Here is a 23,874-nt window from a genome sequence, read left to right as displayed (position 1 = left end):
TGGATATTGTACATGGAGGAAAGCGGGTCCCACTACTATAATTGCTAATGAGACTCATTATCATTTACAGCGATTATGAAAGGGGCACGGAAGAAGGATGAAGAGGACCAGAGCGGGTGTCAGCGTAATTCTCGCAATTTCTCTATTAGTGACAGCTTGCGGGAACGGAAGCAACGAACAGGCAAGCAACCAGACAGCCAATGGCAACGGTGTCGCCGGACAGCCGGTACAGGCGAGTACCGACGGGCAAAAGTCAGGGGAGGCTGCAGCGACGAAGACCATCACCTATCTGGACAAAGAGTATACATTGCCTGCCACGACAGAACGCATCGTCATGGCAGGTGCCGTAGAGGCGATGGAGGATGCCATCGTGCTCGGCGTGAATCCGGTCGGAGCGATCTCATTCGCGGGCGTTTTCCCGCCAATGTTCGAGTCGATCACGAAAAATGCCGTCTCGATTGGCGAAAAGACAGAGCCGAACTTCGAAGCGATCCTGGGGCTGAAGCCGGATGTGATTCTGGGAAGCACGAAGTTCAAGCCTGAAGTCTCCGAAAAGCTGGAATCGATCGCTCCGACGATTCTTTACTCTCATGTATCGACCAATTGGGAATCCAATCTCTTGCTGCTAGGGGAGCTCGCCGGCAAGGAAAAGCAGGCAGAAGAAGTAATCGGACAGTACAAAGCGGATTTGGAAGATGCAAAGGTCAAGCTGGCCGACAAGCTGAAGGATAAAAAAGTAGTCGTGATCCGCGTTCGCGAGGGGCTGATGTATGTGTATCCCGCGGGCGTCTATTTCAACCCGATCTTGTATCACGAGCTTGGCTTGCACACCCCGGCCGAGATCCAGGCAGCCAAGGCCCAGGAAGCACTCCCGATCGAGAAATTCGCTGAAATGAACCCGGATTATGTGTTTCTCCAATTTGCGGCGGAAGAAAACCATGACGCACCCAATGCTTTGGAAGAATGGAAGAACAATCCCATTATCAAGAGCAGCAATGCGGTGAAAAACGGCAATGTCTACATCAATATCGTAGATCCGCTGGCACAAGGCGGAACGGCGTACAGTAAGATTGCCTTCTTGAAGGCAGCCGTGGAGCAATTGTCCAAGTAGTTGAATCCTTTCTGCGAATGAATCAATTTCGATAAGGCGTGTTGCTAGTATGCGATCCCAACGTATTGTACCGGCTGCTATCCTGCTGATGGCGCCGGTAGCCGCACTTTTTCTCCTGTATTTGTCTGTCCTGTACGGTTCCAAAAGCATCCCGACGGAAGAGATCTGGAATGCGCTCTTCCATTTTGACGCGGAAAATGTGGACCATCAGATTGTCATGGCATCCCGGCTTCCCCGAGCGATCGGCGCTTTGCTCATCGGGGCATTTCTGGCGATTTCCGGAGCTTTGATGCAGGGGATGACGCGCAATTACCTGGCTTCACCGTCCATTATGGGCGTCGTAGACGGCTCGGCGTTTCTCGTCACGTTTGCGATGATCCTTTTGCCCGGCACGAATTCGGCAAGCCTGATCGCCCTATCGATGCTCGGATCTGCCTTGGGGGCAGCGCTTGTCTTTGGTCTTGGCAGGTTGATCCCCGGCGGTTTGACGCCAGTGCGATTGGCGATTCTCGGAACGATTGTCGGCACGTTCTTGAGCGGTATCTCTGCGGCGGCAGCTAGCTATTTTCAAATCTCGCAGGGCGTCAGCTTCTGGTACAACGCCAAGCTGCATGCCATGGACCCGGCAATGCTCAAGCTGGCGCTGCCTTTTGCCATCGTGGGCTTGACGCTTGCTCTATTGCTTGCGAAATCCGTCACGGTGATGTCGCTGGGCGATGATGTAGCGGCGGGCCTTGGACAGCGGACAGATCTGATCAAAGTGTTGATCCTTCTGGCCGTCGTGATCCTGACTGGTGTGTCGGTCGCGTTGGCAGGGAAGATCGCCTTTATCGGTCTGATCATCCCCCATATCGCCCGATTCCTCTGCGGAGAGGATTATCAGCGCCTCATCCCCGTTTCGGGGGTTCTCGGGGGCTTGTTTCTGGCGTTTTGCGATATTCTGGCTCGATTTGTCAATTACCCCTTCGAGACCCCGATCGGTGTGATCACAGCTTTGTTTGGCGTCCCGTTTTTCCTCTATCTCATCAAGACGAGAGGAGGGGGCAAGCATGCCTGATGTTTCTCCACCCAGAGTCTGGTCGATCTGCGCGGTTCTGATTGTGGTGATTGCGGGAGGAGCCTATCTGAGCCTGACGAGCGGAATGTTCGATTTGTCCCTTCGAGAGATTGTGCAGACCTTGCTGCGGATCGATCCTGTCCGGGAGCATGATCTGGTCATCTTTGATTTTCGGTTGCCGCGAATCGTGTTGAGTGTCCTGGTGGGAGCGGCGCTTGGGATGGCGGGGACGGTCTTTCAGGGAGTGACGCGCAACGGCCTGGCAGATCCCGGCATCCTGGGCATCAATGCGGGGGCTGGCATGGCAGTCGTTTTGTTCATGTTCTTTTTTCAAGGAAGTGTGCAGATCCAAGGCTGGCTCGCTGTCATGATGATGCCGATGTTTGGGCTGGTTGGCGGCTTTCTGGCGGTCGTCTTGATTTATTTGTTTTCCCAGCAGCACGGCAGGCTGGATCCGCAGAGAATGATCCTGGTGGGGATCGCTGCTGCTTCCGGTTTTGGGGCGGTGACGCTGTATGTCTCCTTGAAAATGAATCCGAATGATTTTGAAATGGCTGTGGTGTGGCTGGCAGGGAGCATATACAACGCCAACTGGAAATTCGTGGTGACCCTGCTGCCTTGGCTGATCCTGATGCCCCCGATTCTCTGGTGGAAGGGACGAGTCCTGGATCTCTTTCAGCTGGGGGAAGACAGCGCCCTCAGCCTGGGGGTGCATGTCGAGAGGGAAAAGAAGGTTTTGCTCGGCTGCAGCATCGGCCTGGTAGCCGCCAGTGTCGCGGTATCGGGAAGTGTTAGCTTCGTAGGCCTGATCGCTCCGCAAATAGCAAGAAGGCTGACAGGAGTGAACCACGGCGCCATCCTGCCGGTTAGCGGGCTGATCGGGGCTGCCTTGGTCGTATGGGCGGATTTTATCGGCAAGACGATTTTTGCTCCTGCCGAGCTTGCAGCAGGGATCGTCATCTCGATCATCGGGGTCCCTTACTTTATCTATTTGCTGATGAAAATGAAACGGTAGCCACTCCGGTCCGGGATGCAGAAAGGGAGAAACATGAATCGATATCACAGCCTGAACATATCTGATCGCGCGCTTCAAATCTATCTTCCTCCATCCTATCCAACCTCTGACAGGCGGTATCCAGTCGCCTATGTTCAGGATGAGGGGGAAGCATTTACGAGCTGCATCAATTACCTCGATCATCTGTGCACGACGGGCCAATTGACCGAGGTGATTCTGGTCGGGATCCCTTCCCATGAGCGCAATAGCGAGTACACGCCCTGGCCAGCAGCGTCATTGGCTGCAGGCAAGCCGCCGTTTGAAGGGAGAGGACGGCAGTACATCGATGAGCTGGCAGACGTGATCAAGCCAGCGATAGACAGGAAGTACCGGACGATGCCCGAACCTGCGCATACGGGAATCATCGGAGGCTCTCTTGGCGCGCTCATCGCCATGTTCGCCGGCTATTGGCGTCCCGAGACTTTTGGCAGGCTGGGGCTCTTGTCGACATCGTTCTGGTACGAGGGGGTGCTGGAATTCCTTCGCGATCAGCCAGTCCTTTCACCGAATCAACGGATTTACATGTCTGTCGGGGACTGCGAAGGAATCTATAAATCCAATCGCCAGAGACACATGGTGGAAAATACGCTGGAAGCCCATGCGATTTGGCTGGAAAAAGGCTTTCCTGTGCAGCAGCTGCAGTTTGAGAAAATCGCAGGCGGTACGCATGATTTGTTTTTTATGGCGCAGCAATTCCCGTGCGCTCTCCGATGGCTGTTCGAAGAAAAGAAGGAGTCGGACTATTCGCGGAATCAAGCAGACGAGCTGGTGCCGTTCAGGCGCATGACGAGCGGCTTCGAGATCCCCAATACCCATCACTTCAGCTTGCGTGCCAAACGCTCCGGTCGGGAATACCGCATCTTTTTATCGATTCCGCAAGAGCAGTCTCCCAAGAACGGGTACCCTGTGTTGTACGTGCTGGATGGCAATGCCGTATTTGGATCCATGGCTGAGGCCATGTGCTTGCAAGGAAGGAAGCCGCATGGGATCGAGCCGCAGGTGATCGTCGGCATTGGCTATGACGCCGAGGTGCCGATCGTAACTGACGAGCGTTTCTATGATTATACAGAGGCTGCGAAGACTTCCGAGCTGCCGGAACGGCCAGATGGTTCCGCATGGCCGAAGACGGGAGGCATAGAGGATTTTATCGCCTTCATCGAGGAGGATTTGAAGCCCGCTGTGGAAGCGGTGTGCCCGATCGATCGGAGACGTCAAGGTCTGTTCGGACACTCGTTAGGAGGATACTTTGCGCTGTATATGCTGTTTACCCGACCCGAAGCCTTCCATAGCTATATTGCCGCAAGCCCTTCTATCTGGTGGAAAGAACACAGCCTTCACAAGAGATGGGCGGCCTTCGAGCAGCGCTTGCAAAAGGGCGAAATCGACGCCAAACTATTGATCGCGATCGGAGCGGAGGAAAAGCCCAACATGGTCGCAGATGCCGAAGAACTCTATCGGTGGATGGTGCCCTGCCAAACAGAGAATTTCCAGGCTTCTTTCCGCAAATTAGAACGGGAAGGACATGTCTCGGTGCTTCATCCGCTGATCAGCGAAGCCATGCGTTTTCTCAGAGGATAACATACAAGCTGCTAAAAAAAGGCTGTCAGCGCCCGATCTGTATCGATCAGCGTGACAGCCTTGCTGCGTTGGAAAAAGGTTGGACAACCCGGTCTACACTTTGAATCTCTGGATCAGGGCTTGCAGCTCTTCCGCCATATGGGAGAGCGATTCAGCGGAGGAGGAGATCTCTTCCATCGAAGCCAATTGCTCTTCGGCGGCCGCTGAGATGTTTTGGGTGCCCGAAGCTGTCGTGTCGGCTTTTTCGCCGATGACATCGATCGATTGGACGATTTGCTGGGTACCCGCGCTCAGCTGGGAGGTATTGTGCGAGACTTCCCTGGTCTGAACGGCGACTTGTTCGATTCCCTCGTGAATCTCGCGGAAGGATTGTCCTGCCTGATGCACGACTTCAATCCCGGCAGCTACTTCAGCCGTGGTTGTTTCCATCGAGTCGATGGCGGAATTCGTCTCTTCTTGGATGGCAGCGATCAGGCTGATGATTTGCTTCGTCGATTGCGAGGACTGCTCGGCAAGCTTTCTCACTTCATCTGCAACCACCGCAAAACCTCTGCCATGCTCCCCGGCGCGTGCAGCCTCGATGGCTGCGTTTAAAGACAATAGGTTGGTTTGTTCGGCGATGGCCGTAATGACCTCTACGATTTTTCCAATCTCCTGCGAGCGATGGCCCAACGATTTGATGGAATCAGCCAATCCATTTACAGTACGGCTGATCGACTCCATCTGTGAGATGGCTTTATGGACCGACTCGTTGCCGGATTGGACGACGTTGGAAGCCTGATTCACGGTAACTGTCACATGTTCGGTGTTGGCTGCGATTTCTTGCAGGCTTGCGGACATGCTTGTGATCGTGCGGGAGGCTTCGTCGATGGCACGCACCTGGCCTTCCGTGCCCATCGCGACCTCCTGCATGGTGACAGCGATTTGTTCCGTTGCTTGGCTGGTCTGCTGGGCGCTTGCTGTCAATTGCTCGGCAGTAGCCGCGACATGGTCAGAGCTGGCGCCTACCTGCTGAATCAACTCGCGCAGATTGCGTGTCATCATGTTGAAGTCATCGGTGAGCTGTCCGATCTCATCCTTGCTTGCCACTTTGATCGGCTCGCCTGACAAATCTCCATCTGCCACCAGTCTGACGCGTGCGGCAATGGCTGTTACAGGTTTGGTGATCCGGCCGGTCATATACCAGGAGAAGGCCGCACCGAATGCGAGAAGAATCGTTGTCCAGATGATAGCCTCGGTCAGCAAGGCCTGGGCCGGTTTGTTAAAGTCGGATGTATAGGTCCCCGCACAGATGATCCAGCCCCAATGAGGGTCTTGCTCGGTGTAGGTAACTTTAGGCGCCAGTATGTCGGATCCCGGCTCAATCGGCCAGAGATAATAGGTAAAGCCGCCGCCATTCCCTGCCTTGGCTATCATTTCCTGCGTGAACAGACTGCCGTCCGGTCCGGCTGTATCCCATGTATTTTGCCCTTCGATCTTGGGAGAAGCGAGCATGACCCCTTTTTGATCGAGTACAAATATATAGCCGGCTTCGCCGACATCGATGTTTTTGTTGATAGGGCGAGTGCCGTCTGCCTGTTTGGGTCCCAGGATCCGGCTTTTGACCATTTCCTGTGCATCCTCCAGAGAGATTTTCCCCTGTTCCACAAAGGGGTGAAGGGAGGCAATCATCTCGATGGTAAGCCGAACGTTGTTTTTGAGAGCGCGTTCTCCCAATTGATCCAAACTTTCCGTGGCCGTCTGATAGGTGTGATTTCCAATCAAGGTACTGGGCACGATCAACAGCAAGAGGATGATCGTCATGAGCTTTGGTCGCAAGGATTGGAACCGGGAAAAAATGGTTGTCGCTTTCACTCTTGAACACACCTCGATATCAGGTAAAGTAGTGTATCAGCCAAAATGTCGAATATCCTTTTGTCTATCACATATTTTTACAAGGGTTTTCATTCGGTAAATAAGGATAATTTCTGATACCTAACGGTTATATCGACAAAACACTGAGGAATAATGAGTAAAAAACAATATGAAAAAACTTCCTTTTTTCAAATTTTGAATGTTCACTACATGGCAAGCAACTCCTTCTTTCCTCGCTGGTTGAACATGGTATGATAGGAGAGAATATGTAAACAATTGGAGGAACTCCTATGCTGTTCATAGACAATCAAGGCATCACAGACCCACGGATCAATTTGGCGATTGAGGAATACGCGCTCAAGCATCTGCCTGCTACAGATGACTATCTGTTGTTCTACATCAATGAGCCGTCCATCATCATCGGCAAGAACCAGAACACGATCGAGGAGATCAATGCGGAGTACGTGCAGGAAAAGGGCATTCACGTCGTGCGCCGACTGTCGGGCGGCGGAGCGGTGTACCACGATTTGGGCAATCTGAATTTCAGCTTTATTACCAATGATGACGGGCAATCCTTTCATAATTTCAGCAAGTTTACCAAGCCGGTCGTGCAGGCCCTGAAACAGTTGGGGGTAGACGCAGAGCTGACTGGCCGCAACGACATTCAGGTGGGGGAGCGCAAAATCTCCGGCAATGCCCAGTATTCGACCAAGGGGCGAATGTACAGCCACGGCACGCTGTTGTTTGATTCCGAGATGGAGCACATCGTCTCTGCGTTGAAGGTGAATGCGGAGAAGATCCAGTCGAAAGGGATCAAATCGATTCGCAGCCGGGTAGCCAATATTTCCGAGTTTTTGGAGCAGAAAATGACCATCGAAGAGTTCCGCCAGGCGATCCTGCGATCCATTTTTGGCGGGAAAGAAGTAGAGGAATACAAGCTGACCGAAGAGGACTGGAAGAACATTCACGAATTGTCCCGGGAGCGTTACCAGACATGGGAGTGGAATTACGGGAAGTCGCCGAAGAGCAATTTCCGCCAATCCAAGCGTTTTCCCGTCGGAACGATTGAGGTGCGGCTCGAGATTGAAAAGGGCAGAATGAAGGAAGTACATATATACGGCGACTTTTTTGGCGTCCGGGAGGTGGCGGAGCTGGAAGCGCTGCTGCACGACCAGCTTTATGACCGTGCTGCGCTGATGGAATTGCTCGCTGAGGTGGACCTAAAGCCGTTTTTTGGCGATCTGGACCGGGAATCCTTCCTCTCATTGCTGTTTTAAGAACTGAAAAGAAGGAAGGGACACATCATGACGACAACTTATAAAAAAGTGTTTTGGGCAGCGGGATTTGGCTGGATGTTTGATGCCATGGACGTGGCTCTCCTCTCCTTTATCATGGTAGCGCTTCGGCAGGAATGGGGACTGACCGGAGAGGAGGCGGGATTGCTCGGGACCGGCAATCTTGTCGGAATGGCAATCGGCGCCATGCTGGGCGGCTATCTGGCTGACAGGATCGGCCGCAAGCCTGTCTTTTTGTATACGCTCATTTTGTTTGGGGCAGCCAGTCTGGCGAGTGCATTCGCAACGGGCTTCCTCGCCATGCTGCTGCTGCGGTTCTGCATGGGATTGGGGCTGGGAGCCGAACTTCCAGTCGCGTCTACGCTGGTCAATGAGTTCGCGCCTCCGGAAAAACGGGGAAGAACGGTCGTGCTGCTGGAGAGCTTTTGGGCTGTCGGCTGGCTGATTGCGGCTGTGATCGCGTATTTTATCATCCCGGATTATGGCTGGCGGATGGCCGTCATTCTCGGAGCGCTTCCGATCCTTTACGCCTTTTTTGTCCGCAAAAACATCCCGGAATCGCCGCAATACAAGCCGCAAACCGAACGCATCCCGGTGCAAAAACTGCTGACGGAGCATAAACGCGAGACCATCACGCTTTGGGTCGTCTGGTTTGCCATCGCCTTTTCCTACTACGGGATGTTCCTTTGGATGCCGTCTGTGCTGGTAGACAAAGGCTTCACGATGATTCAAAGCTTCCAGTACGTTCTGATCATGACCTTGGCGCAATTGCCGGGCTATTTTGCAGCGGCCTATCTGGTGGAGAACTGGGGACGCAAACAGACGCTCGCCACATTTTTGTTCATGACGGCGGTCCTGGCTTACGCGTTTGGGGAAAGCAGCGGAACAGCCAGTCTGCTCATCACAGGCGCTTTGCTATCCTTTTTCAACCTGGGTGCCTGGGGTGCGCTCTATGCCTACACGCCGGAAAACTATCCGACTCCCTTGCGCGGGACCGGCTCGGGCTTTGCCGCTGGGGTAGGCCGTGTCGGAAGCATCATCGCGCCGTACCTCGTAGGTTACTTCTCCGGTTTGCACTACGGTTATCCCTTTATCTTCGGGATGTTCACCGTCGTTCTGCTGCTGGGCACGGGGACCCTGCTTTTCCTGGGAAAAGAGACCAGGGAGCCGAAGCGAACAGCACTCGCGTAAGTGACGAAGCCATCCCCACCCGCCTGTCTGCTGGGGCTGGGTGGGGATACCCAAACAAGAGATGCTTGGAAGCAGAATGGAGGAAAGCAAGGTGTTAATCCGAATAGCCGTTATTACTCCTGAACCGTTTTCTCTCCGGATTACGGCTTATGCTGATACGTATCCCGGCATTCATTTCAGCGTTTTTCCTTATCAAAACCCGATGGAATGCGATTCACTGCCGGCTGAGCTGGACGAATGCGACGTGTGGCTGTTTGCGGGACCCTTGCCTTCGTACTTTGCCCGCAAGCAGGCGCGCAGCAAAAGGATACCGTCCGTCTACATCCCATCCGATGAGTATACGCTGACGCTTACTTTGGCCCATATTTTGCTGAATCGCAAGGAAGGGCTGCGCGAATTGTCCATCGATATTCCCAAAAAGGAATACATCGAACAGGCTGTAAACGAGCTTTCCCTTGATGCCTCCCGCTGGATGGTCCAAGACTTTAGCCAGATTATCGATGAGGAGGGGACTCCTTTCGACCCTGAGGCCTTGATTCGCTTTCACCGGGAGAATGTGGTGAGCGGGAAGAGCAAGCTCGCCCTGACCAGCGTGGATTACGTCTACGACCAGTTGACCCGTGCAGGCATCCCCTGCATCAGCATGCTCGTGCCCGAAAAAAGCATTCGGGAGACGGTGGCGCGAGCGACTTCCATCGGTCAGATGATGATCAGTGAAAACGCGCAGATCGCTGTCGGCTTAGCGGCGATCGATCCCAGAGAGGGGACGTTCCAGGAAAACGGGACCGATGCGGGAATCATGCTGCAGCAGATGCTTCTGGAGCTGGGCAAGGAGACGGATGCTTCGATCCAACAGCTTGGACTGGACCAGTTTATTCTCTATGGGACGCGAGGCAGCGTCGAGAAGATGACCGGCAATTTTTTGCATATGCCTGTCTTCGGGAATCTGGAAAAGCTGTTTGGCGTCACGATCAGCATGGGATTTGGATTTGGCATGACGGCAAAAGAGGCGGAATCGAATGCGAGGATCGGATTGTTTCATGCCCGCAAGCAGGTGGGAGTGAGCAGCGCATTTTTGGTTACGAAGGACAAGGAAGTGATTGGTCCGCTGAATGAAGATTTGAAAGCGTTTCATCTCAAAAGCGAGGATCGCACCGTCCTGCACGTGGCAGAAGAGACCGGCATCAGTGTCGCGACGATCAACAAGCTGGTCGCGTTTATCCGTCTTCGGCGGGACAATCGTTTTACCGCAACCGACCTGGCAGCCTACTTGCAAGTCAGCAGACGAAGTGCGGAGCGGATACTGAAAAAATTGGCAGACAAGGAATTTGTTCGGGCAGTAGGCGAAGAACAGCCGTATCAGCAGGGGCGGCCGCGTGCTTTGTATCGTATCAATTTTTAGAAAATTCCCTTGACGGTTGATGCAATTTTCCGTATATTAGTCCGTAAATTAGCGACAGTATAACGACAATTGTCGCCAAAAAATGGATAAGGGGGTTGGAAGATGGCTTCGAGAGTGCCTCACGTGTTTGTCATCTTGTTTTCTGTCATTTTGCTCGCAGCAATCGCCACCTATGTCGTACCACCTGGCGAATACGATCGTGCCGAGGATGCCTCTGGACGCATGATTGCAGTAGATGGCACCTATCATACTGTAGAAGCGGACAACATCGGTTTCATGGCTGTGTTTGAGTCGCTGTACACAGGGATGAATGCAGCAGCGGACATTATTTTTTACATTTTTATCGTAGGTGGTTCGTTCGGTATCCTTTTGTCGACCAATGTCGTGCAAGGTGCTGTAGGCAGCATCTCCAGGCAGATGGAAGGCAGGGAAAAGCTGATTATTCCTGTACTGATGATCTTTTTTGCTTTGGCTGGGGCAATGCTGGGATTGGCGGAAGAGACGATCGCCTATATCACCATCCTGATTCCATTGATGCTTCGCCTGGGCTTTGACTCGATGACAGGCGCGGCTGTGGTGCTGGTCGGTACCTCTGTCGGATTTACGACTGCGTTTATGAACCCGTTTACAGTAGGAGTGGCGCAGGGAATTGCCCAGATCCCGCTGTTTTCCGGGATGACCTTCCGGATTGTCATGTGGGTGGTTTTTCTCATCATCAGCATTTGGTACGTGATGCGGTATGCGGGCAAGATCAAAAAGGACCCCAAACAGAGTGCTACGTATGACACAGATGCGGTTCTCCGCGAAAAACAAGATCCCGTCGAACAAGTGGCGGGCTTGACTGGAAAACAAAAGCTGGTGCTGCTCATCCTGGCAGCAGCCATTGTCATGCTGGCGATCGGCGTTACGCAGCTGGGCTGGTATCTGAAGGAAATCGCGGGATTGTTCCTGCTGATGGGAATTCTGACTGGAATTGTGTCCCGATTGTCGTTCAATCAGATCGCCGAAGCGTTTATCGAGGGCTGTCGCACACTGGTCATGGGGGCATTGGTGGTCGGGGTTGCCCGCGGGATTCTGGTTATTTTGCAGGATGGCAAGATTTTGGACACCATTCTCTACGGATTGGCCAATGCGGTAGGTTCCTTGCCGGCGGCTTTGACAGCCATCGGGATGTACATCGTCCAATGCATGGTCAACTACATCATCCCGTCCGGCAGCGGGCAAGCGGCTGTGACGATGCCGATCATGGCTCCGCTGGGGGATCTGGTCGGCGTGACTCGTCAGACGGCCGTTCTCGCCTTCCAGCTCGGCGACGGAATCTCCAACATCTTTACGCCTACTTCCGGCTATTTCATGGCAGGTCTGGCTCTGGCGGGAATCTCCTGGATCAAGTGGGTAAAATGGATTTGGCCGTTGATTCTCATTCACTATGTGCTGGGAGCAGTCTTTGTCACGATTGCCCATCTGATCGGCTATCAATAATAGGGGGGAATGCGTAAACGCCCCCGAGGAGGAGCAGCATGCAGATTACTTCGATCACAGTCACGGGGATCAGGCTTCCGCTGATTCGCCCGTTTATCGTGGCATACGAGACTTACGCAGATATGCCGACGCTGCTGGTAAAAGTGGAGACAGACGCCGGGATCACCGGGTACGGCGAAGCGACACCAGACCAGCACGTGACGGGAGAGACATGGGAGAGTACCTACAGCTTGCTGGTCCACCAGCTTGGCCCGCTCGTCATCGGAGAAGATCCTTTCCAGATCGAGCGGATTCACGAGAAAATGGCGGGAACCGTGTACGGCTGCCCGTCTGCGAAGGCAGCGATTGATATCGCCTGCTACGATATCATGGGAAAGGCGACCAACCAGCCAGTCTACAATCTGCTCGGGGGACGCTATTACGATCAAATGCCGGTTCCCTACGTGGTGAGCATTCTCGACCCTGACGTCATGGCAGAGGAAGCGAAGGAAGCCATCCGGCAAGGGTACGAATCGATCAAGATCAAAGTGGGCAACAATCCAGTTGTCGATGTCAAACGAATCCAGGCTGTCCGTCAGGCGATCGGCGACCACGTGCAATTGCGCGTCGATGCCAATCAGGGCTGGAGAAACAAAGCCACGACGATGTGGGTCCTGGAGCAGGTAAAATCGTGCAACATCGATTGGATCGAGCAGCCCGTCATCGCGGACGACATCTCCGCACTGGCGGAAATACGCCGGCAAACCTATCTGTCGGTGATGATCGATGAAGGTGTCCACGGTGACCGTGAGATGCGCGAGACAATCATCAAGCAGGCAGCCGACAAGCTCAATATCAAGCTGATGAAATGCGGCGGCATCTATCCGGCCCTGAAGCTGGTGGCGCAAGCCGAGATGGCAGGGATGGAGTGCCAGGTGGGCTCGATGGTCGAGTCCGCCGTCGCATCGGCAGCAGGCGCGCATCTGAGCGCAGCCAAAAAGAACATAATCTCCAACGAGCTGGTAGGTCCGCTGATGTTTTCACGAGACGTCGCCGCCTTTCCGTATGAAGGAAAGCGGATTGTCCTGCCGAATCTCCCGGGCCTGGGGCTGTCGGTGGACGAGGAGACGATCGCGGAGTTGGCGCAGATGACTGCGGTGATCGGCAAATAAGAGCATTTTCGCAATGAGCAGGGTGATCGCAATGACGCCCTGCTTTTATTTATCGAATATATCTCCTGAGTGCAGGAATCTGGCGAAAATGAGAAAATGACTGGATCTACCTCCGTTTTGGCCCTCGTTCCCCAACATGCAGCGAAAAAGCGTTTCGATCCATAGGCTCGAAGCGCTTTTGTTATCCCCCGAAACACCCATATAGAGCTGGCTGGTCCTAGTCGAAGGATGATCAAATTTTAAAAGCGCAAAGATCAAAATTACAAAGAGAAGCCGGAAATGCGTATAGTATGATTTTTCAAAAAGATCTTTTTGGTACCATTATAGGAGGATTGGACAGAAGATCTGGAGGGAAACGAATATGAATCTCGGGACCGTCTTTGAATGTGCAATCAGTCGCTATCCGGACCGTGTCGCGCTTGTTGAGAATGAAGTGAGGTATACCTTTACGCAATTGAACGAGGAAGTAAATCGTCTGGCGACATCCTTGATGAAGCTGGGCGTGGCCCGCAGGGACCGCGTGATGGTTTTGCTGAAAAATCGGCGTGAAGCAGTATGTGTATTCTGGGCTACCCAGAAGCTGGGCGCGATCTTTACGCCCATCAACATGCGCTTGTCTCCAGAGGATACCCAGTACTGCATCAGTGATTCGGAGCCAAAGGCAGTCATCTTTGAAAGCAGCAGCCGACGCGCAGTGATGTCAGCAAAATTCAGCGATCGTCCTGTTTTTATCGGAGTGGATCGTGGGGAGGGCGATGTCAGCTACGACGAATTGGTGCAAAGAGGGACTTCTTCGTTCGAGAGCTCCGTTTTCGACGAGGAAGAGATTGCCTTGATGCTGTACACATCGGGAACGACTGGATTCCCGAAAGGCGTGCCGCGCTCCCATAAAAATGAATACGCTTCCACCATCGCGCACATCATTCAAAACGCGTACGAGCCTTTTGAAAATACGCTGGGAGCCATGCCGCTGTACCACACGATGGGAATTCATTCCCTGTTATCCATGTGCATGCTCAATGGCAAGTACGTCATACCGGTACAATCCGACCCGGTCTCCATGCTGTCCTTGTTGGAAAAAGAAAAAATCACTTGCTTGTACATGATCCCCCGCCTATACCATGAGCTGCTGGAAAACGGGAACGGAGCGGACTACGATCTGTCGGCATTGCAAAAGATCGGCTATGCAGGCGCTCCCATGTCCGAAGTCCTGACGCAAAAATGCTTCTCTTTTTTCAAACCCAAGCATTTCGTCAATCATTACGGCAGCACCGAAATCTACACATTTACTACCTGCTCTGCGCTGGACAAAAAACCGGGCTGTGCCGGCAAGCCTGGATTTCATCAGCGCATGCGGCTGATTGTCCCTGATCCATCTGGAGGCGCTACGCCACAAGACGTGGTGCCGAGCGGCCAGATCGGGGAAATCATCATTCACGCTGGGTCAGACGAAGCCTTCAAAGGCTACTGGAATCGCCCGGATGCTACCCGCAGGGCGATCCGCCACGACTGGTACTACACGGGTGATCTCGGCGTTTTGGATGATGAGGGAGATCTCTACATCGTCGGCAGAATAGATGAGATGCTGATTTCCGGCGGGGAAAACATCTCTCCGGTGGAGATCGAAGAAGTGTTGTCCAGTCATCCGAAGGTAGCAGAAGCCGTGGTCATCGGCGAGGAAGATGATCGCTGGGGACAGATTGTGGTAGCCTGCATTGTCCCGCGGGAGCCGGATGCCAGCCTGACGGTACAGGAGCTAGACCAGTATTGCAAGCAGCACGCGAAGCTGTCCAATAGCAAGCGGCCGCGCAAATACCTGTTCGTAGACGAGCTTCCGAGAAATGCGTCTGGCAAGATACTTCGCCGGGAGCTGAACCACCTGTTGGCGCAGAGAAACAACACGTAGGAAAGAGGGGATCCTGTTGGCTGGGCTGCTCATTATCGACGATGAAATAGAAACCGGTGAAGAAATTCGATCGATTCTGGCGGGAAGCCAGTACAATTACCTTCCCGTGTACGAGTGCGACAACGCGCAGAAGGGATTGGCGATGGTTCGAGACTACCAGCCGAACATGGTCATCCTCGATTTGTCTCTTCCAGACATGGACGGGATCGAGTGCGGCAAGCGCATCCTGGAGCAGTATCCGTACATCTCCATTGTCGTCCTGACACAACTGCAGATGTTCGAAGTGGTTCAGGCTGCTATCAATGCAGGGTTTTCCGGATATTTGTTAAAGCCCGTGGCCCGATTGGAATTCCTGGCCGCCTGTGATCGGCTTCTCATGCCGCAGCTGTGGAGGGAGACCACATCGGTCAGAAAAAACGCTCATTCTCCGGAATCGGACAAGATCGATTACGGAAATCCCATTCAAAGCTCGCTGCAGTACATCCATGGCCATTATCATGAGCCGATCACGCTGCACGATGTGGCGGATCGGGTGTACCTGAGCAGTTCCCATTTCAGCCGCCTCTTCAAAGCGGAGATGCGGGTGACGTTTGTGGAGTATCTGACCAAATACCGCGTCGAGCAGGCGAAAAAGCTGTTGAAAATGACGGCGCTGCCGGTCGAAGTGATCGCGAATCATGCAGGCTTTACGAATGCAGGATACTTCGCCACAACGTTTAAACGCTTGGAAAATATCACGCCAACCGAATACAGGCAGATGTTTTCCAGCCTGCTCGCCAAGAGTGAGTAAAAAGCAAAAATCTCAAGATGAGGATGCGAAGAATTTAAAACCGCATAATTCGAAATATTCCTATTATAGTTTCAAGCACGCTACTTCCCGATGTGAGGTGATGCAGAGGTGATGGAAGTATACCGCGGATTGAAGCGTTGTCTGCAAAGCCGGGAGCGCGGAGTCGTGGCGACGATCATTCATGTCGAGGGTTCTACGTACAGGAGGGAGGGAGCAGCGTGTCTCCTCCTGGAACACGGGGAAGTGATCGGGACACTGAGCGCGGGCTGCGTCGAAAGTGACTTGCTTGAGCATGCCAGGCATGTGCTGCAGACAGGAAGACCTGCGGTGCATCGCTACGATTTCCGCGCGGAAGAGGATCTGCTCTGGGGACTTGGGGTCGGCTGCAACGGTGCGATGCAAATCCTGCTTCAGCCCTATGATCCCAAGCACGCTCCCCACCAAGCCGAACAGCTTTTTCACATCTATGAGGCAAAGGCGATGACCCGAGAGGTGTGCATGAGCGGCGTCATCATCCAGACAGGTGATCCAGCCAAGCAGCCTGTGGGGAGTGTGTTTTTCCTCGATCAGGATGAACAGCAAAAACTCGGACTGCCTGCGCAGGCGAAAGGGCTGTACCAAGTGATCAGGGACGAAGTGGAGATTACCCTTTTTGCAGAAACGATACAGCCGCGTACGCCGCTGGTCATCTGCGGCGCTGGGCCGGACGCCGTACCGCTCGTGCGGGGAGCGCGAGCGCTAGGCTGGCATGTGACGGTGATCGATCATCGCCAGCTGTCCCTCCGGCATCCGGTCATTGCCGATGCGGACGAGGTGGTGCTGGTTGCTCGGCAGGAGTATGGATCCATCTCCGTGAGGGAGGATGCCTATGTCGTCGTGATGACCCATCAGTATGAGCTGGATCTGATGCTGCTCAGACGATTGATGGAGTCGCCGATTCCGTATCTGGGCGTGCTTGGTCCGCGCAGACGCACGGAGCAGATCCTGCGGGAGATCAGCGAAGAGCGGGGAAGATTCGATCAGGATGAGCGAAACAAGCTGCATGCTCCTGTAGGACTGGACATCGGTGCTGATTCCCCCGAGGAGATCGCGCTGAGCATTTTGGCAGAGATCAGCAGTTGCCGCAGCGGACGCAGCGGGCTATCCCTGAAAGGAAGAAGCGAGCCCTTGCATGAGCGGCGCAAGGAACCTCTTCTGGCAGCGAAGTCATAACCATCCCAGGCTGGATATGGCTTGTGGAGTCTGTTGCTCAAAAACCTCAGTATTCACATGCGAAAACTACAAATTTTACCAGATAAAAGAGAGGAGGAAGCAGCGAGTGGAGACGAAACAGATCGGAAAACCGATGAAGCGCGTAGAAGACGCGCGACTCACTTCCGGGCAAGGAAGCTTCATTGAGGACATGAGTCCCTTGCCCCATATTCATCACGCCGCCATCCTGCGAAGCCCGTATCCCCATGCGCGAATCAAGGCGATCCGCACGCAGGCGGCCGAAGAGATGCCAGGTGTGAAGGGCGTGGTGACCGGACAGGATGTGGCGGCCTGCACGAATCCTTTTCCGGTAGGTGTGACGGCTTCCGTGCACTATTACTCTCTGGCGGTAGACAAGGTGCGGTATGTCGGGGAGCCGGTAGCGGTCGTAGTCGCCAAGAACCGCTATCTGGCAGAGGATGCGCTGGAGAAGATCGAGGTAGAATACGAGCCCCTTCCCGCAGTGGTTGAGATCGAGCAGGCATTGCACCCGGAATCCCCGCTGCTGCATGAGCAGGTTGGCTCCAACATCGCCAACCACCGGCATTTTTCCTACGGGGATCCTGACAAGGCCTTCCGCGAAGCCGATGTCGTAATCAAGCACAAGTTTGCCTTTCCCAAATACAGCGCCACGCCTGTCGAGACCTATGGAGTGATTGCTTCTTATCAGTCGAGTGATGACAGCCTGACGATCTGGTCCAATTTTCACGGGCCGTTTACCTTGCAGTCCGTCATGGCCGCAGCCCTGCGGATCGACAGCAACCGGCTCCGCATTCTGATTCCCAAGGATGTGGGAGGCAGCTACGGGATCAAGTCCGGTGTCTACCCCTATATGGTGCTGATGGGCGTAGTCTCGAAAAAACTGGGCTTGCCAGTCAAGTGGATCGAGGATCGCCAGGAGCATCTCATGGCGAGCTCGAGCGGCACCGATCGGGTGACATGGATCGAGGCGGCGGTGAAGCGGGACGGTACGGTTACGGGATTGCGAATGAAAATGGTAGACAGCGTAGGGGCCTACGTGCGAGCGCCGGAGCCCGCCTGCCTGTACCGGACGCATTCCAACACTACCGGCGCGTATCGGATCGAGCATTTGCAGATGGAGACCATCGCGGTCATGACCAACAAAAGTCCGACGGGGCTGATACGGGGCTATGGCGGACAGCAGCTCTATTTTCCGCTCGAGCGCATCATGCAGATGGTGGCGACGAAGCTGGGACTCGATCCTGCAGAGGTCCTTCGCAAAAATCTGTTGGGGAAAGAAGAGTTTCCCTACCAAACGCCTTCAGGCGGCATCTACGACAGCGGCGATTACAAGAGTGCGTTTGACAAGCTGATCGGAATGGTCGGATACGAGGAGTTTCGCCAACGTCAAAAGGAAGCCCGACAAAAAGGGAAGCTGTTGGGAATCGGCCTAGCCTGCATCGTCGAGCCCTCTGGCTCCAATATGGGCTATATCACTGTCGCATTGACTCCCGAGGAGCGGTCAAAATCATTGCCCAAATCAGGATGTGCAGAAGGAGCGACCGTGTCCATCGATCCGATGGGCGGCATCAGCGTCCGCATCAGCACGGCGCCGACAGGGCAGGGGCATGAGACGGTGGCAGCGCAGATCGTAGCAGAGGTATTGGGCGTCGATCCCCGCACGGTCAAAGTCATCGCTGAGATGGACACCTTGACCAGTCCCTGGTCTGTGGCATCGGGCAGCTATTCGAGCCGATTTGCTCCCATCGGGTCGAGCGCGGTCTATCAGGCGGCAGGCAAGGTGCGGGAAAAGCTGCTGCGGATAGCGGCCGATCAGCTCGGGTGCTCGCCGGATCAACTGGAGATGAAAGGCGGAAAAGTCGCACTGAGAAATGATCCTGCCAAGCAGGCCTCGCTCAGAAGACTGGTTGGTTCTGCCCACTGGAATCCGCAAGGCCTGCCGGCAGGAACAGAGCCGGGCATACACGAGACCGCCTTTTATACGATTCCTACGGCACAGCCCCCGGACGAGCAGGATCGGGTCAACGGTTCGGCTGCCTACGGATTCGTCGCGGATGCAGTTGTCGTCGAGGTAGATGCAGCCACGGGGGATGTGAAAATCCTGAATTACTGCACGGTGCATGACGCTGGCGTGCTGCTGAATCCCCTGATTGCCGACGGACAGATCATGGGCGGTCTGGCTCACGGCTTGGGCGGCGCGCTCTATGAGGAGCTTGCCTATGACAAAAACGGCCAATTTCTCTCCGGCAGCTTCATGGACTACTTATGTCCGACTGCTACCGAGATGCCTCCTGTCACCATCGGGCATATCGAGACGCCGTCCCCGCTGACACCGCTCGGGGCAAAAGGGCTGGGAGAAGGTAATACGATGAGCGCTCCGGTCGTCATCGCCAATGCGGTAGCGGATGCGCTCGCTGAATGGGATGTAACGGTCGACACGCTTCCCCTGTCGCCGAACCGCGTCTGGTCATGGATCCAGCAATCGAAGAAAAAGAAGGAGGAATACGCATGAACGGCAATGGTTCTGTCGAGCTGAACGCGACAGTGGAGCAGGTATGGGCGAAGATCCTGGATCCGGAAGTGCTGGCCGAGTGCATGATGGGCTGCAAGGAGCTGGTGCTTGTGGAGGATGGCAAATACCGTGCGGATCTGGCTGTCGGAGTAGCGGCGGTCAAAGGAAAATACGATGCCACGATTCAATTGGCAGATGTGATCGAGCGAAAAAGCTACAAGCTGATTGTACGGGGCGAAGGAGCGCCAGGCTTTGTCGAGGCGGAAGGGCTGATCGAACTGGCCCCCGGAGAGGATGGCAGCACGACGCTCACTTATACCTACACAGCCGAGGTAGGGGGAAAGGTGGCCTCGATCGGTCAACGGATGCTGGGCGGCGTCGCCAAGCTGCTGATTACGGATTTTTTCAAAAAGCTGAAGAAGCATGTGGAAAAGGAACAAAAAACAGCCTGACAAAAAATTCGGAGGGGATAGAGATGAAACCGGCAGCATTTGATTATCTTCGTCCCTCCACGGTGGAGGAGGCGTGCCAATACTTGCAGGAGTACGGCGAGGAAGGGAAGCTGATCGCCGGAGGGCAGAGTCTGGTCCCGATCCTCAACATGCGCCTGTCCACGCCCGAGTGCCTGATCGATATCAGCGGACTGGAAGAATTGAAGTACATCCGGGAGGAAGGGGACTGGTTGCACATCGGAGCGTTGACCAGGCAAAGGGACGTAGAGAGGTCCGCTCTTGTCAGAGAAAAAACACCGCTGCTTGCGGAGGCCTTGCCCTACATCGGGCATATGCAGACGCGCAATCGCGGCACTTTCGGGGGCAGCCTCGTCCACGCCGATCCGACGGCCGAGATTCCCTTGTCCTTGTTGGCTTTGCAAGCCGCCGTGGTCATCCAAAGCGCGGAGGAAACCAGGGAAGTGAATGTGGAGGATTTCTTCATCACGTATCTGACGACGGATCTCATGCCGAACGAGATGCTGCGCGAGGTGAAAATTCCCACAGGGAGTATTCCCAAAGGCTACTCGTTCCAGGAGTACAGCCGCAAACATGGAGATTTCGCGCTGGTAGCGGCGGCATGCGTACTCGATGTCGACGAACAGGAGCGGATCGCTTCCGTCAGGCTGACTTTGGGCGGAGTAGATGCGGTTCCGGTGCTGGCCCGCGAGGTGGAGGGTCTCATCCTCGGCGAAAAGCTGACGGATTCGCTGCTGCTGGAAGCGGGCCGTGCAGCGGCAGCCGATATCGATCCGGAAGGGGATCTGCACGCCAGCAGGGAGTACCGCCTCCACCTGGCCGAGGTATTTGCGGCACGGGTGTTGGAGACCGCCTACCATCGCGCGGTATTGGGAAAGGGGAGTGCGACGTGATGCAGGTAAAGCGCGAGGAACGATACAGCCTGCGCTTGCAGGTAAACGGCAAGCGCTATGAGGAACAGGTCGAACCCCGAAAGCTGTTGAGCGATTTTCTGCGGGAGGACTGCGGCTTGACGGGCACGCATGTCGGCTGCGAACACGGCGTATGCGGAGCTTGCACAGTGCTGGTGGACGGCAGAGCGGTTCGCAGCTGTCTGATCCTGGCGATTCAGGCGGAAGGCGCCGACATCACGACAGTAGAGGGATTGGCGCAGGGGGGCAAGCCCCACCCCCTGCAGGAAGCGTTCTCGGAATGTCACGCCCTGCAATGCGGATTTTGCACGCCAGGCATCCTGATGTCCTCCGTCGAGTTTTTGCAGACTCATGCCGATCCGGGCAAGGAGGAAATTGCCGATATGTTGTCCGGTCACTTGTGCAGATGCACGGGCTACAAGGGAATCGTAGAGGCTGTGCAGCAAGTGGCCGATCGTAGGAAGGAAGGTGAAAAACATGAATCTGGGGACCCTGTTTCAATTTGCAGTCGAACGGCACCCACAGTATGAAGCACTCGTACAAGGCGAAAAACGATTTACTTACGCGGAACTGAATCAGGAGGTCGACCATGCCGCAGCTGGTCTGCAGTCCCTCGGAATTAAAAGACATGACCGCGTCGTCCTCGTACTCAAAAATCGCCTGGAAATGGTCATCCTGTACTGGGCGATTCAAAAGATCGGCGCCGTGTTCACTCCGATCAACTTCCGATTGACGGCAGAAGAGATTGAATATTGCGTCAAAGATGCGCAGGCAAAGGCTGTCATCTATGAACCGGTCAGCGAGTATGCCGTTCTTGCGGCCGTGCATGGGATGGATACGGTCAAAGTGGCCGTCCTGCAAGCGAGGGGAGCAGACATCCAGTACGAGGAGCTGCGGCACAAGAGCAAGCAACCGCTCGTGCGAAGCGAAAGCGACGGAGATGACCTGTGCCTGATGCTGTACACCTCCGGCACGACCGGAAGGCCCAAGGGCGTGCCGCGAACCCATCGCAATGAGTACAGCGCCGCAGTCGCCCACATCATTCAAAATCAGTATGTCTTTCAGGAAAGCACGATTGGCGTCATGCCGCTATACCACACCATGGGCATGCGCTCCCTCCTCTCCATCGCATTGCTGAACGGCAAGATGGTCATGACGCCTGATTACGATGCGGAGACGGTCCTGGAGACGCTGGAAAAAGAAAAGCTCTCATGCGTGTATCTCGTTCCTACTATTTTTCATGATCTTGTCTATCATCCTAAGTTCTCACAATACGATCTCTCTTCTCTCAAAAAACTGGGCTATGCCGGAGCAGCGATGACCAAGGCCCTGACAGAGGAAATCTTCGCCAAGCTAAAGCCCAAGGTGTTCGTCAACCACTACGGCTCATCAGAGGTATACACCTTTTCCATCTGTGATTATCTCGACCGCAAGCCGGGGTGTGCGGGGAAGCCGGGCTTTCACCAGCGATTGCGCGTCGTCGTGGCAGACCCGGATGGAGGTTCCACTCCTGAGGATGTGGTCCAGACAGGGGTTCCGGGAGAGATCATCGTGGATTTGCGTTCCCAGGAAGCCTTTCAGGGATATTGGAATCGTCCCGACGCTACGCGCAAGGCCATTCGTGAGGGCTGGTACTTCACGGGAGACATGGGGAGCTTCGATGAAGACGGCGACCTGTATGTCCTGGGGCGCGTGGACGACATGATTATCTCCGGGGGAGAAAACATCCACCCGTTGGAGGTGGAGGATGTCATCGCCAAGCATCCCAAGGTTGCAGAGGTAGCTGTGGTGGGGTTGCCCGATCAGCGTTGGGGAGAAGTCGTAACGGCCTTTATCGTCGCCCATGATCCCCAGTTAACCGCTGAGGAGCTGGACGAATTCTGCCGACAAAGCAAGCATTTGTCCAATTTCAAGAGACCGAGAAAGTACGTATTGGTAGATTCGATCCCCAAAAGTCCCGTCGGTAAAATCCTGCGGCGGATGCTTCGGGATGGCTACGCTCAACCAAGCACAACAAAAAAGGAGAGTGTTTCGTAATGGAAAAACAAACAAGCAGCCTCGCAGCTACGCAGTGGGATCACATTCGCGTCGAGAAAAACGCGGAAAAAAAGACCGCGACCATCATCCTGGATCGTCCGGAAAAAATGAATACGCTCAGCTTTATAGGACGCTCCCAGTTGAACCGGATTTTCCAGGAGCTGAACGAAGACGATGATGTGCGTGTCATCGTGCTGAAAGGGGAGGGAACCCAGGCTTTTTCTTCGGGGGGCACGATTGCACAGTTCATGGAACGCCACCCCGAGGAACTGTCTGTTCTCCATAAAAATGTCGCCGCTCCGGAACGCTCGCCAAAGCCGGTGATTGCTCAACTGCAAGGCTATACCTTCGGCGTGGGGCTGGAGATCGCCATGGCGTGTGACTTCCGCGTCGCTTCCGATACGACATTGCTCGCCCTGCCGGAGATCAAGCTCGGCATGATTCCAGGAAGCGGCGGCACCCAACGAATCGCCAGACTGGCAGGCTTGGGACGCGCCAAGGATATGATCATGCGCGGAAGACGAATTCCAGCCGCAGAAGCGTATCAATGGGGGCTGCTCACTACAGTCGTGCCGCAGGAAAAACTGGAGCAGGCTGTAGCAGATCTCGTCGACGAGCTGCTGGAATACTCGCCGCTTGCCCTGCGCGTCTTGAAGCAGGTGCTGAACGCCTCCCAAGAGGGATCATTGAGCGCGGGACTGGAGATCGAAGGCTATGCCTATGGCATGCTGCGCAGCACGGACGACTTCCGTGAAGGAGTAGAAGCCTTCAACGAAAAAAGGAAGCCGAATTTTACCGGGAAGTAAGAGAGGGGAGGCTCGGGGCTGACAAAGCGAATAC

General features: G+C 54.6%; 19 protein-coding genes. 18 read left to right on the top strand and 1 reads right to left on the bottom strand.

Annotation, left to right across the window (positions count from 1 at the left end; translation table 11 throughout):
* Positions 1–97 precede the first annotated feature (97 nt).
* Genes EDM58_RS14135 through EDM58_RS14120 form a run of 4 tightly spaced genes read left to right on the top strand, consistent with a single transcriptional unit; the run spans position 98 to position 4,800 of the window.
* Positions 98–1,111, top strand: coding sequence for an ABC transporter substrate-binding protein (locus tag EDM58_RS14135; protein WP_023558136.1), 1,014 nt, complete (start codon positions 98–100; stop codon positions 1,109–1,111).
* Positions 1,112–1,160: 49 nt separating this feature from the next.
* Entirely contained in the window at positions 1,161–2,168 is a 1,008-nt protein-coding gene (locus EDM58_RS14130) for a FecCD family ABC transporter permease (RefSeq protein WP_122913887.1), read from the top strand.
* Complete coding sequence (locus tag EDM58_RS14125; protein WP_023558134.1) at positions 2,161–3,183, top strand: FecCD family ABC transporter permease; 1,023 nt, start codon at positions 2,161–2,163, stop codon at positions 3,181–3,183. Before EDM58_RS14130 ends, EDM58_RS14125 begins: the two co-directional genes overlap by 8 nt.
* Positions 3,184–3,216: 33 nt before the next feature.
* Positions 3,217–4,800 carry an alpha/beta hydrolase gene (locus EDM58_RS14120; RefSeq protein WP_122913886.1) on the top strand — a complete coding sequence of 528 codons (1,584 nt, stop codon included), beginning with the start codon at positions 3,217–3,219 and terminating at the stop codon, positions 4,798–4,800.
* Positions 4,801–4,893: 93 nt separating this feature from the next.
* Here the strand turns inward: EDM58_RS14120 and EDM58_RS14115 are convergent, their stop codons facing one another.
* A complete protein-coding gene (locus tag EDM58_RS14115) occupies positions 4,894–6,654 on the bottom strand; it encodes a methyl-accepting chemotaxis protein (protein ID WP_246000733.1) in 1,761 nt (586 codons plus the stop codon).
* 290 nt (positions 6,655–6,944) lie between these two features.
* Between EDM58_RS14115 and lplA the strand changes: the two genes are divergently transcribed.
* The 14 genes from lplA (at position 6,945) to EDM58_RS14045 (ending at position 23,840) form a co-directional block, all read left to right on the top strand.
* Positions 6,945–7,931 (top strand): lipoate--protein ligase, encoded by a 987-nt coding sequence (gene lplA / locus EDM58_RS14110; protein ID WP_122913885.1) that lies wholly within the window; start codon positions 6,945–6,947, stop codon positions 7,929–7,931.
* Between the two features lie 27 nt (positions 7,932–7,958).
* Positions 7,959–9,140 (top strand): MFS transporter, encoded by a 1,182-nt coding sequence (locus tag EDM58_RS14105; protein ID WP_122913884.1) that lies wholly within the window; start codon positions 7,959–7,961, stop codon positions 9,138–9,140.
* A gap of 91 nt (positions 9,141–9,231) precedes the next feature.
* Complete coding sequence (locus tag EDM58_RS14100; protein WP_122913967.1) at positions 9,232–10,542, top strand: helix-turn-helix domain-containing protein; 1,311 nt, start codon at positions 9,232–9,234, stop codon at positions 10,540–10,542.
* 102 nt (positions 10,543–10,644) lie between these two features.
* On the top strand, positions 10,645–12,024 hold the full coding sequence (locus EDM58_RS14095) for a YfcC family protein (protein WP_122913883.1): 1,380 nt from the start codon (positions 10,645–10,647) through the stop codon (positions 12,022–12,024).
* A gap of 38 nt (positions 12,025–12,062) precedes the next feature.
* Positions 12,063–13,175 carry a mandelate racemase/muconate lactonizing enzyme family protein gene (locus EDM58_RS14090; protein WP_122913882.1) on the top strand — a complete coding sequence of 371 codons (1,113 nt, stop codon included), beginning with the start codon at positions 12,063–12,065 and terminating at the stop codon, positions 13,173–13,175.
* A gap of 361 nt (positions 13,176–13,536) precedes the next feature.
* Positions 13,537–15,081 carry a class I adenylate-forming enzyme family protein gene (locus EDM58_RS14085; RefSeq protein WP_122913881.1) on the top strand — a complete coding sequence of 515 codons (1,545 nt, stop codon included), beginning with the start codon at positions 13,537–13,539 and terminating at the stop codon, positions 15,079–15,081.
* Positions 15,082–15,097: 16 nt separating this feature from the next.
* A complete protein-coding gene (locus EDM58_RS14080) occupies positions 15,098–15,871 on the top strand; it encodes a response regulator transcription factor (RefSeq protein WP_122913880.1) in 774 nt (257 codons plus the stop codon).
* A 111-nt stretch (positions 15,872–15,982) separates the two neighbouring features.
* Positions 15,983–17,083, top strand: a complete 1,101-nt coding sequence (locus EDM58_RS14075; RefSeq protein ID WP_122913879.1) for an XdhC family protein — start codon at positions 15,983–15,985, stop codon at positions 17,081–17,083.
* 106 nt (positions 17,084–17,189) lie between these two features.
* Positions 17,190–19,616 carry a xanthine dehydrogenase family protein molybdopterin-binding subunit gene (locus tag EDM58_RS14070; protein ID WP_246000732.1) on the top strand — a complete coding sequence of 809 codons (2,427 nt, stop codon included), beginning with the start codon at positions 17,190–17,192 and terminating at the stop codon, positions 19,614–19,616.
* On the top strand, positions 19,613–20,068 hold the full coding sequence (locus tag EDM58_RS14065) for an SRPBCC family protein (protein WP_122913878.1): 456 nt from the start codon (positions 19,613–19,615) through the stop codon (positions 20,066–20,068). Before EDM58_RS14070 ends, EDM58_RS14065 begins: the two co-directional genes overlap by 4 nt.
* 23 nt (positions 20,069–20,091) lie before the next feature.
* Entirely contained in the window at positions 20,092–20,979 is an 888-nt protein-coding gene (locus EDM58_RS14060; protein ID WP_122913877.1) for an FAD binding domain-containing protein, read from the top strand.
* Positions 20,979–21,527 (top strand): (2Fe-2S)-binding protein, encoded by a 549-nt coding sequence (locus EDM58_RS14055; RefSeq protein ID WP_122913876.1) that lies wholly within the window; start codon positions 20,979–20,981, stop codon positions 21,525–21,527. The genes EDM58_RS14060 and EDM58_RS14055 overlap by 1 nt, the downstream gene beginning before the upstream one ends.
* Positions 21,475–23,034: a class I adenylate-forming enzyme family protein gene (locus EDM58_RS14050; RefSeq protein ID WP_122913875.1), complete on the top strand. Its 1,560-nt coding sequence runs from the start codon at positions 21,475–21,477 to the stop codon at positions 23,032–23,034. Before EDM58_RS14055 ends, EDM58_RS14050 begins: the two co-directional genes overlap by 53 nt.
* Positions 23,034–23,840 carry an enoyl-CoA hydratase/isomerase family protein gene (locus tag EDM58_RS14045; RefSeq protein ID WP_122913874.1) on the top strand — a complete coding sequence of 269 codons (807 nt, stop codon included), beginning with the start codon at positions 23,034–23,036 and terminating at the stop codon, positions 23,838–23,840. The genes EDM58_RS14050 and EDM58_RS14045 overlap by 1 nt, the downstream gene beginning before the upstream one ends.
* Positions 23,841–23,874: the final 34 nt, after the last annotated feature.

Origin of the sequence: Brevibacillus panacihumi (assembly GCF_003710985.1) — a bacterium.
Lineage (GTDB): Bacteria > Bacillota > Bacilli > Brevibacillales > Brevibacillaceae > Brevibacillus > Brevibacillus panacihumi.
This window is presented reverse-complemented; position numbering and strand designations above follow the sequence as displayed.

Excerpts from the sequence above, each read along its gene's own strand:
- EDM58_RS14135 (WP_023558136.1), top strand. The coding sequence starts at position 98 with ATGAAGAGGACCAGAGCGGGTGTCAGCGTAATTCTCGCAATTTCTCTA.
- EDM58_RS14130 (WP_122913887.1), top strand. The coding sequence starts at position 1,161 with ATGCGATCCCAACGTATTGTACCGGCTGCTATCCTGCTGATGGCGCCG.
- EDM58_RS14125 (WP_023558134.1), top strand. The coding sequence starts at position 2,161 with ATGCCTGATGTTTCTCCACCCAGAGTCTGGTCGATCTGCGCGGTTCTG.
- EDM58_RS14120 (WP_122913886.1), top strand. The coding sequence starts at position 3,217 with ATGAATCGATATCACAGCCTGAACATATCTGATCGCGCGCTTCAAATC.
- lplA (WP_122913885.1), top strand. The coding sequence starts at position 6,945 with ATGCTGTTCATAGACAATCAAGGCATCACAGACCCACGGATCAATTTG.
- EDM58_RS14105 (WP_122913884.1), top strand. The coding sequence starts at position 7,959 with ATGACGACAACTTATAAAAAAGTGTTTTGGGCAGCGGGATTTGGCTGG.
- EDM58_RS14095 (WP_122913883.1), top strand. The coding sequence starts at position 10,645 with ATGGCTTCGAGAGTGCCTCACGTGTTTGTCATCTTGTTTTCTGTCATT.
- EDM58_RS14090 (WP_122913882.1), top strand. The coding sequence starts at position 12,063 with ATGCAGATTACTTCGATCACAGTCACGGGGATCAGGCTTCCGCTGATT.
- EDM58_RS14085 (WP_122913881.1), top strand. The coding sequence starts at position 13,537 with ATGAATCTCGGGACCGTCTTTGAATGTGCAATCAGTCGCTATCCGGAC.
- EDM58_RS14075 (WP_122913879.1), top strand. The coding sequence starts at position 15,983 with ATGGAAGTATACCGCGGATTGAAGCGTTGTCTGCAAAGCCGGGAGCGC.
- EDM58_RS14065 (WP_122913878.1), top strand. The coding sequence starts at position 19,613 with ATGAACGGCAATGGTTCTGTCGAGCTGAACGCGACAGTGGAGCAGGTA.
- EDM58_RS14060 (WP_122913877.1), top strand. The coding sequence starts at position 20,092 with ATGAAACCGGCAGCATTTGATTATCTTCGTCCCTCCACGGTGGAGGAG.
- EDM58_RS14055 (WP_122913876.1), top strand. The coding sequence starts at position 20,979 with ATGCAGGTAAAGCGCGAGGAACGATACAGCCTGCGCTTGCAGGTAAAC.
- EDM58_RS14050 (WP_122913875.1), top strand. The coding sequence starts at position 21,475 with ATGAATCTGGGGACCCTGTTTCAATTTGCAGTCGAACGGCACCCACAG.
- EDM58_RS14045 (WP_122913874.1), top strand. The coding sequence starts at position 23,034 with ATGGAAAAACAAACAAGCAGCCTCGCAGCTACGCAGTGGGATCACATT.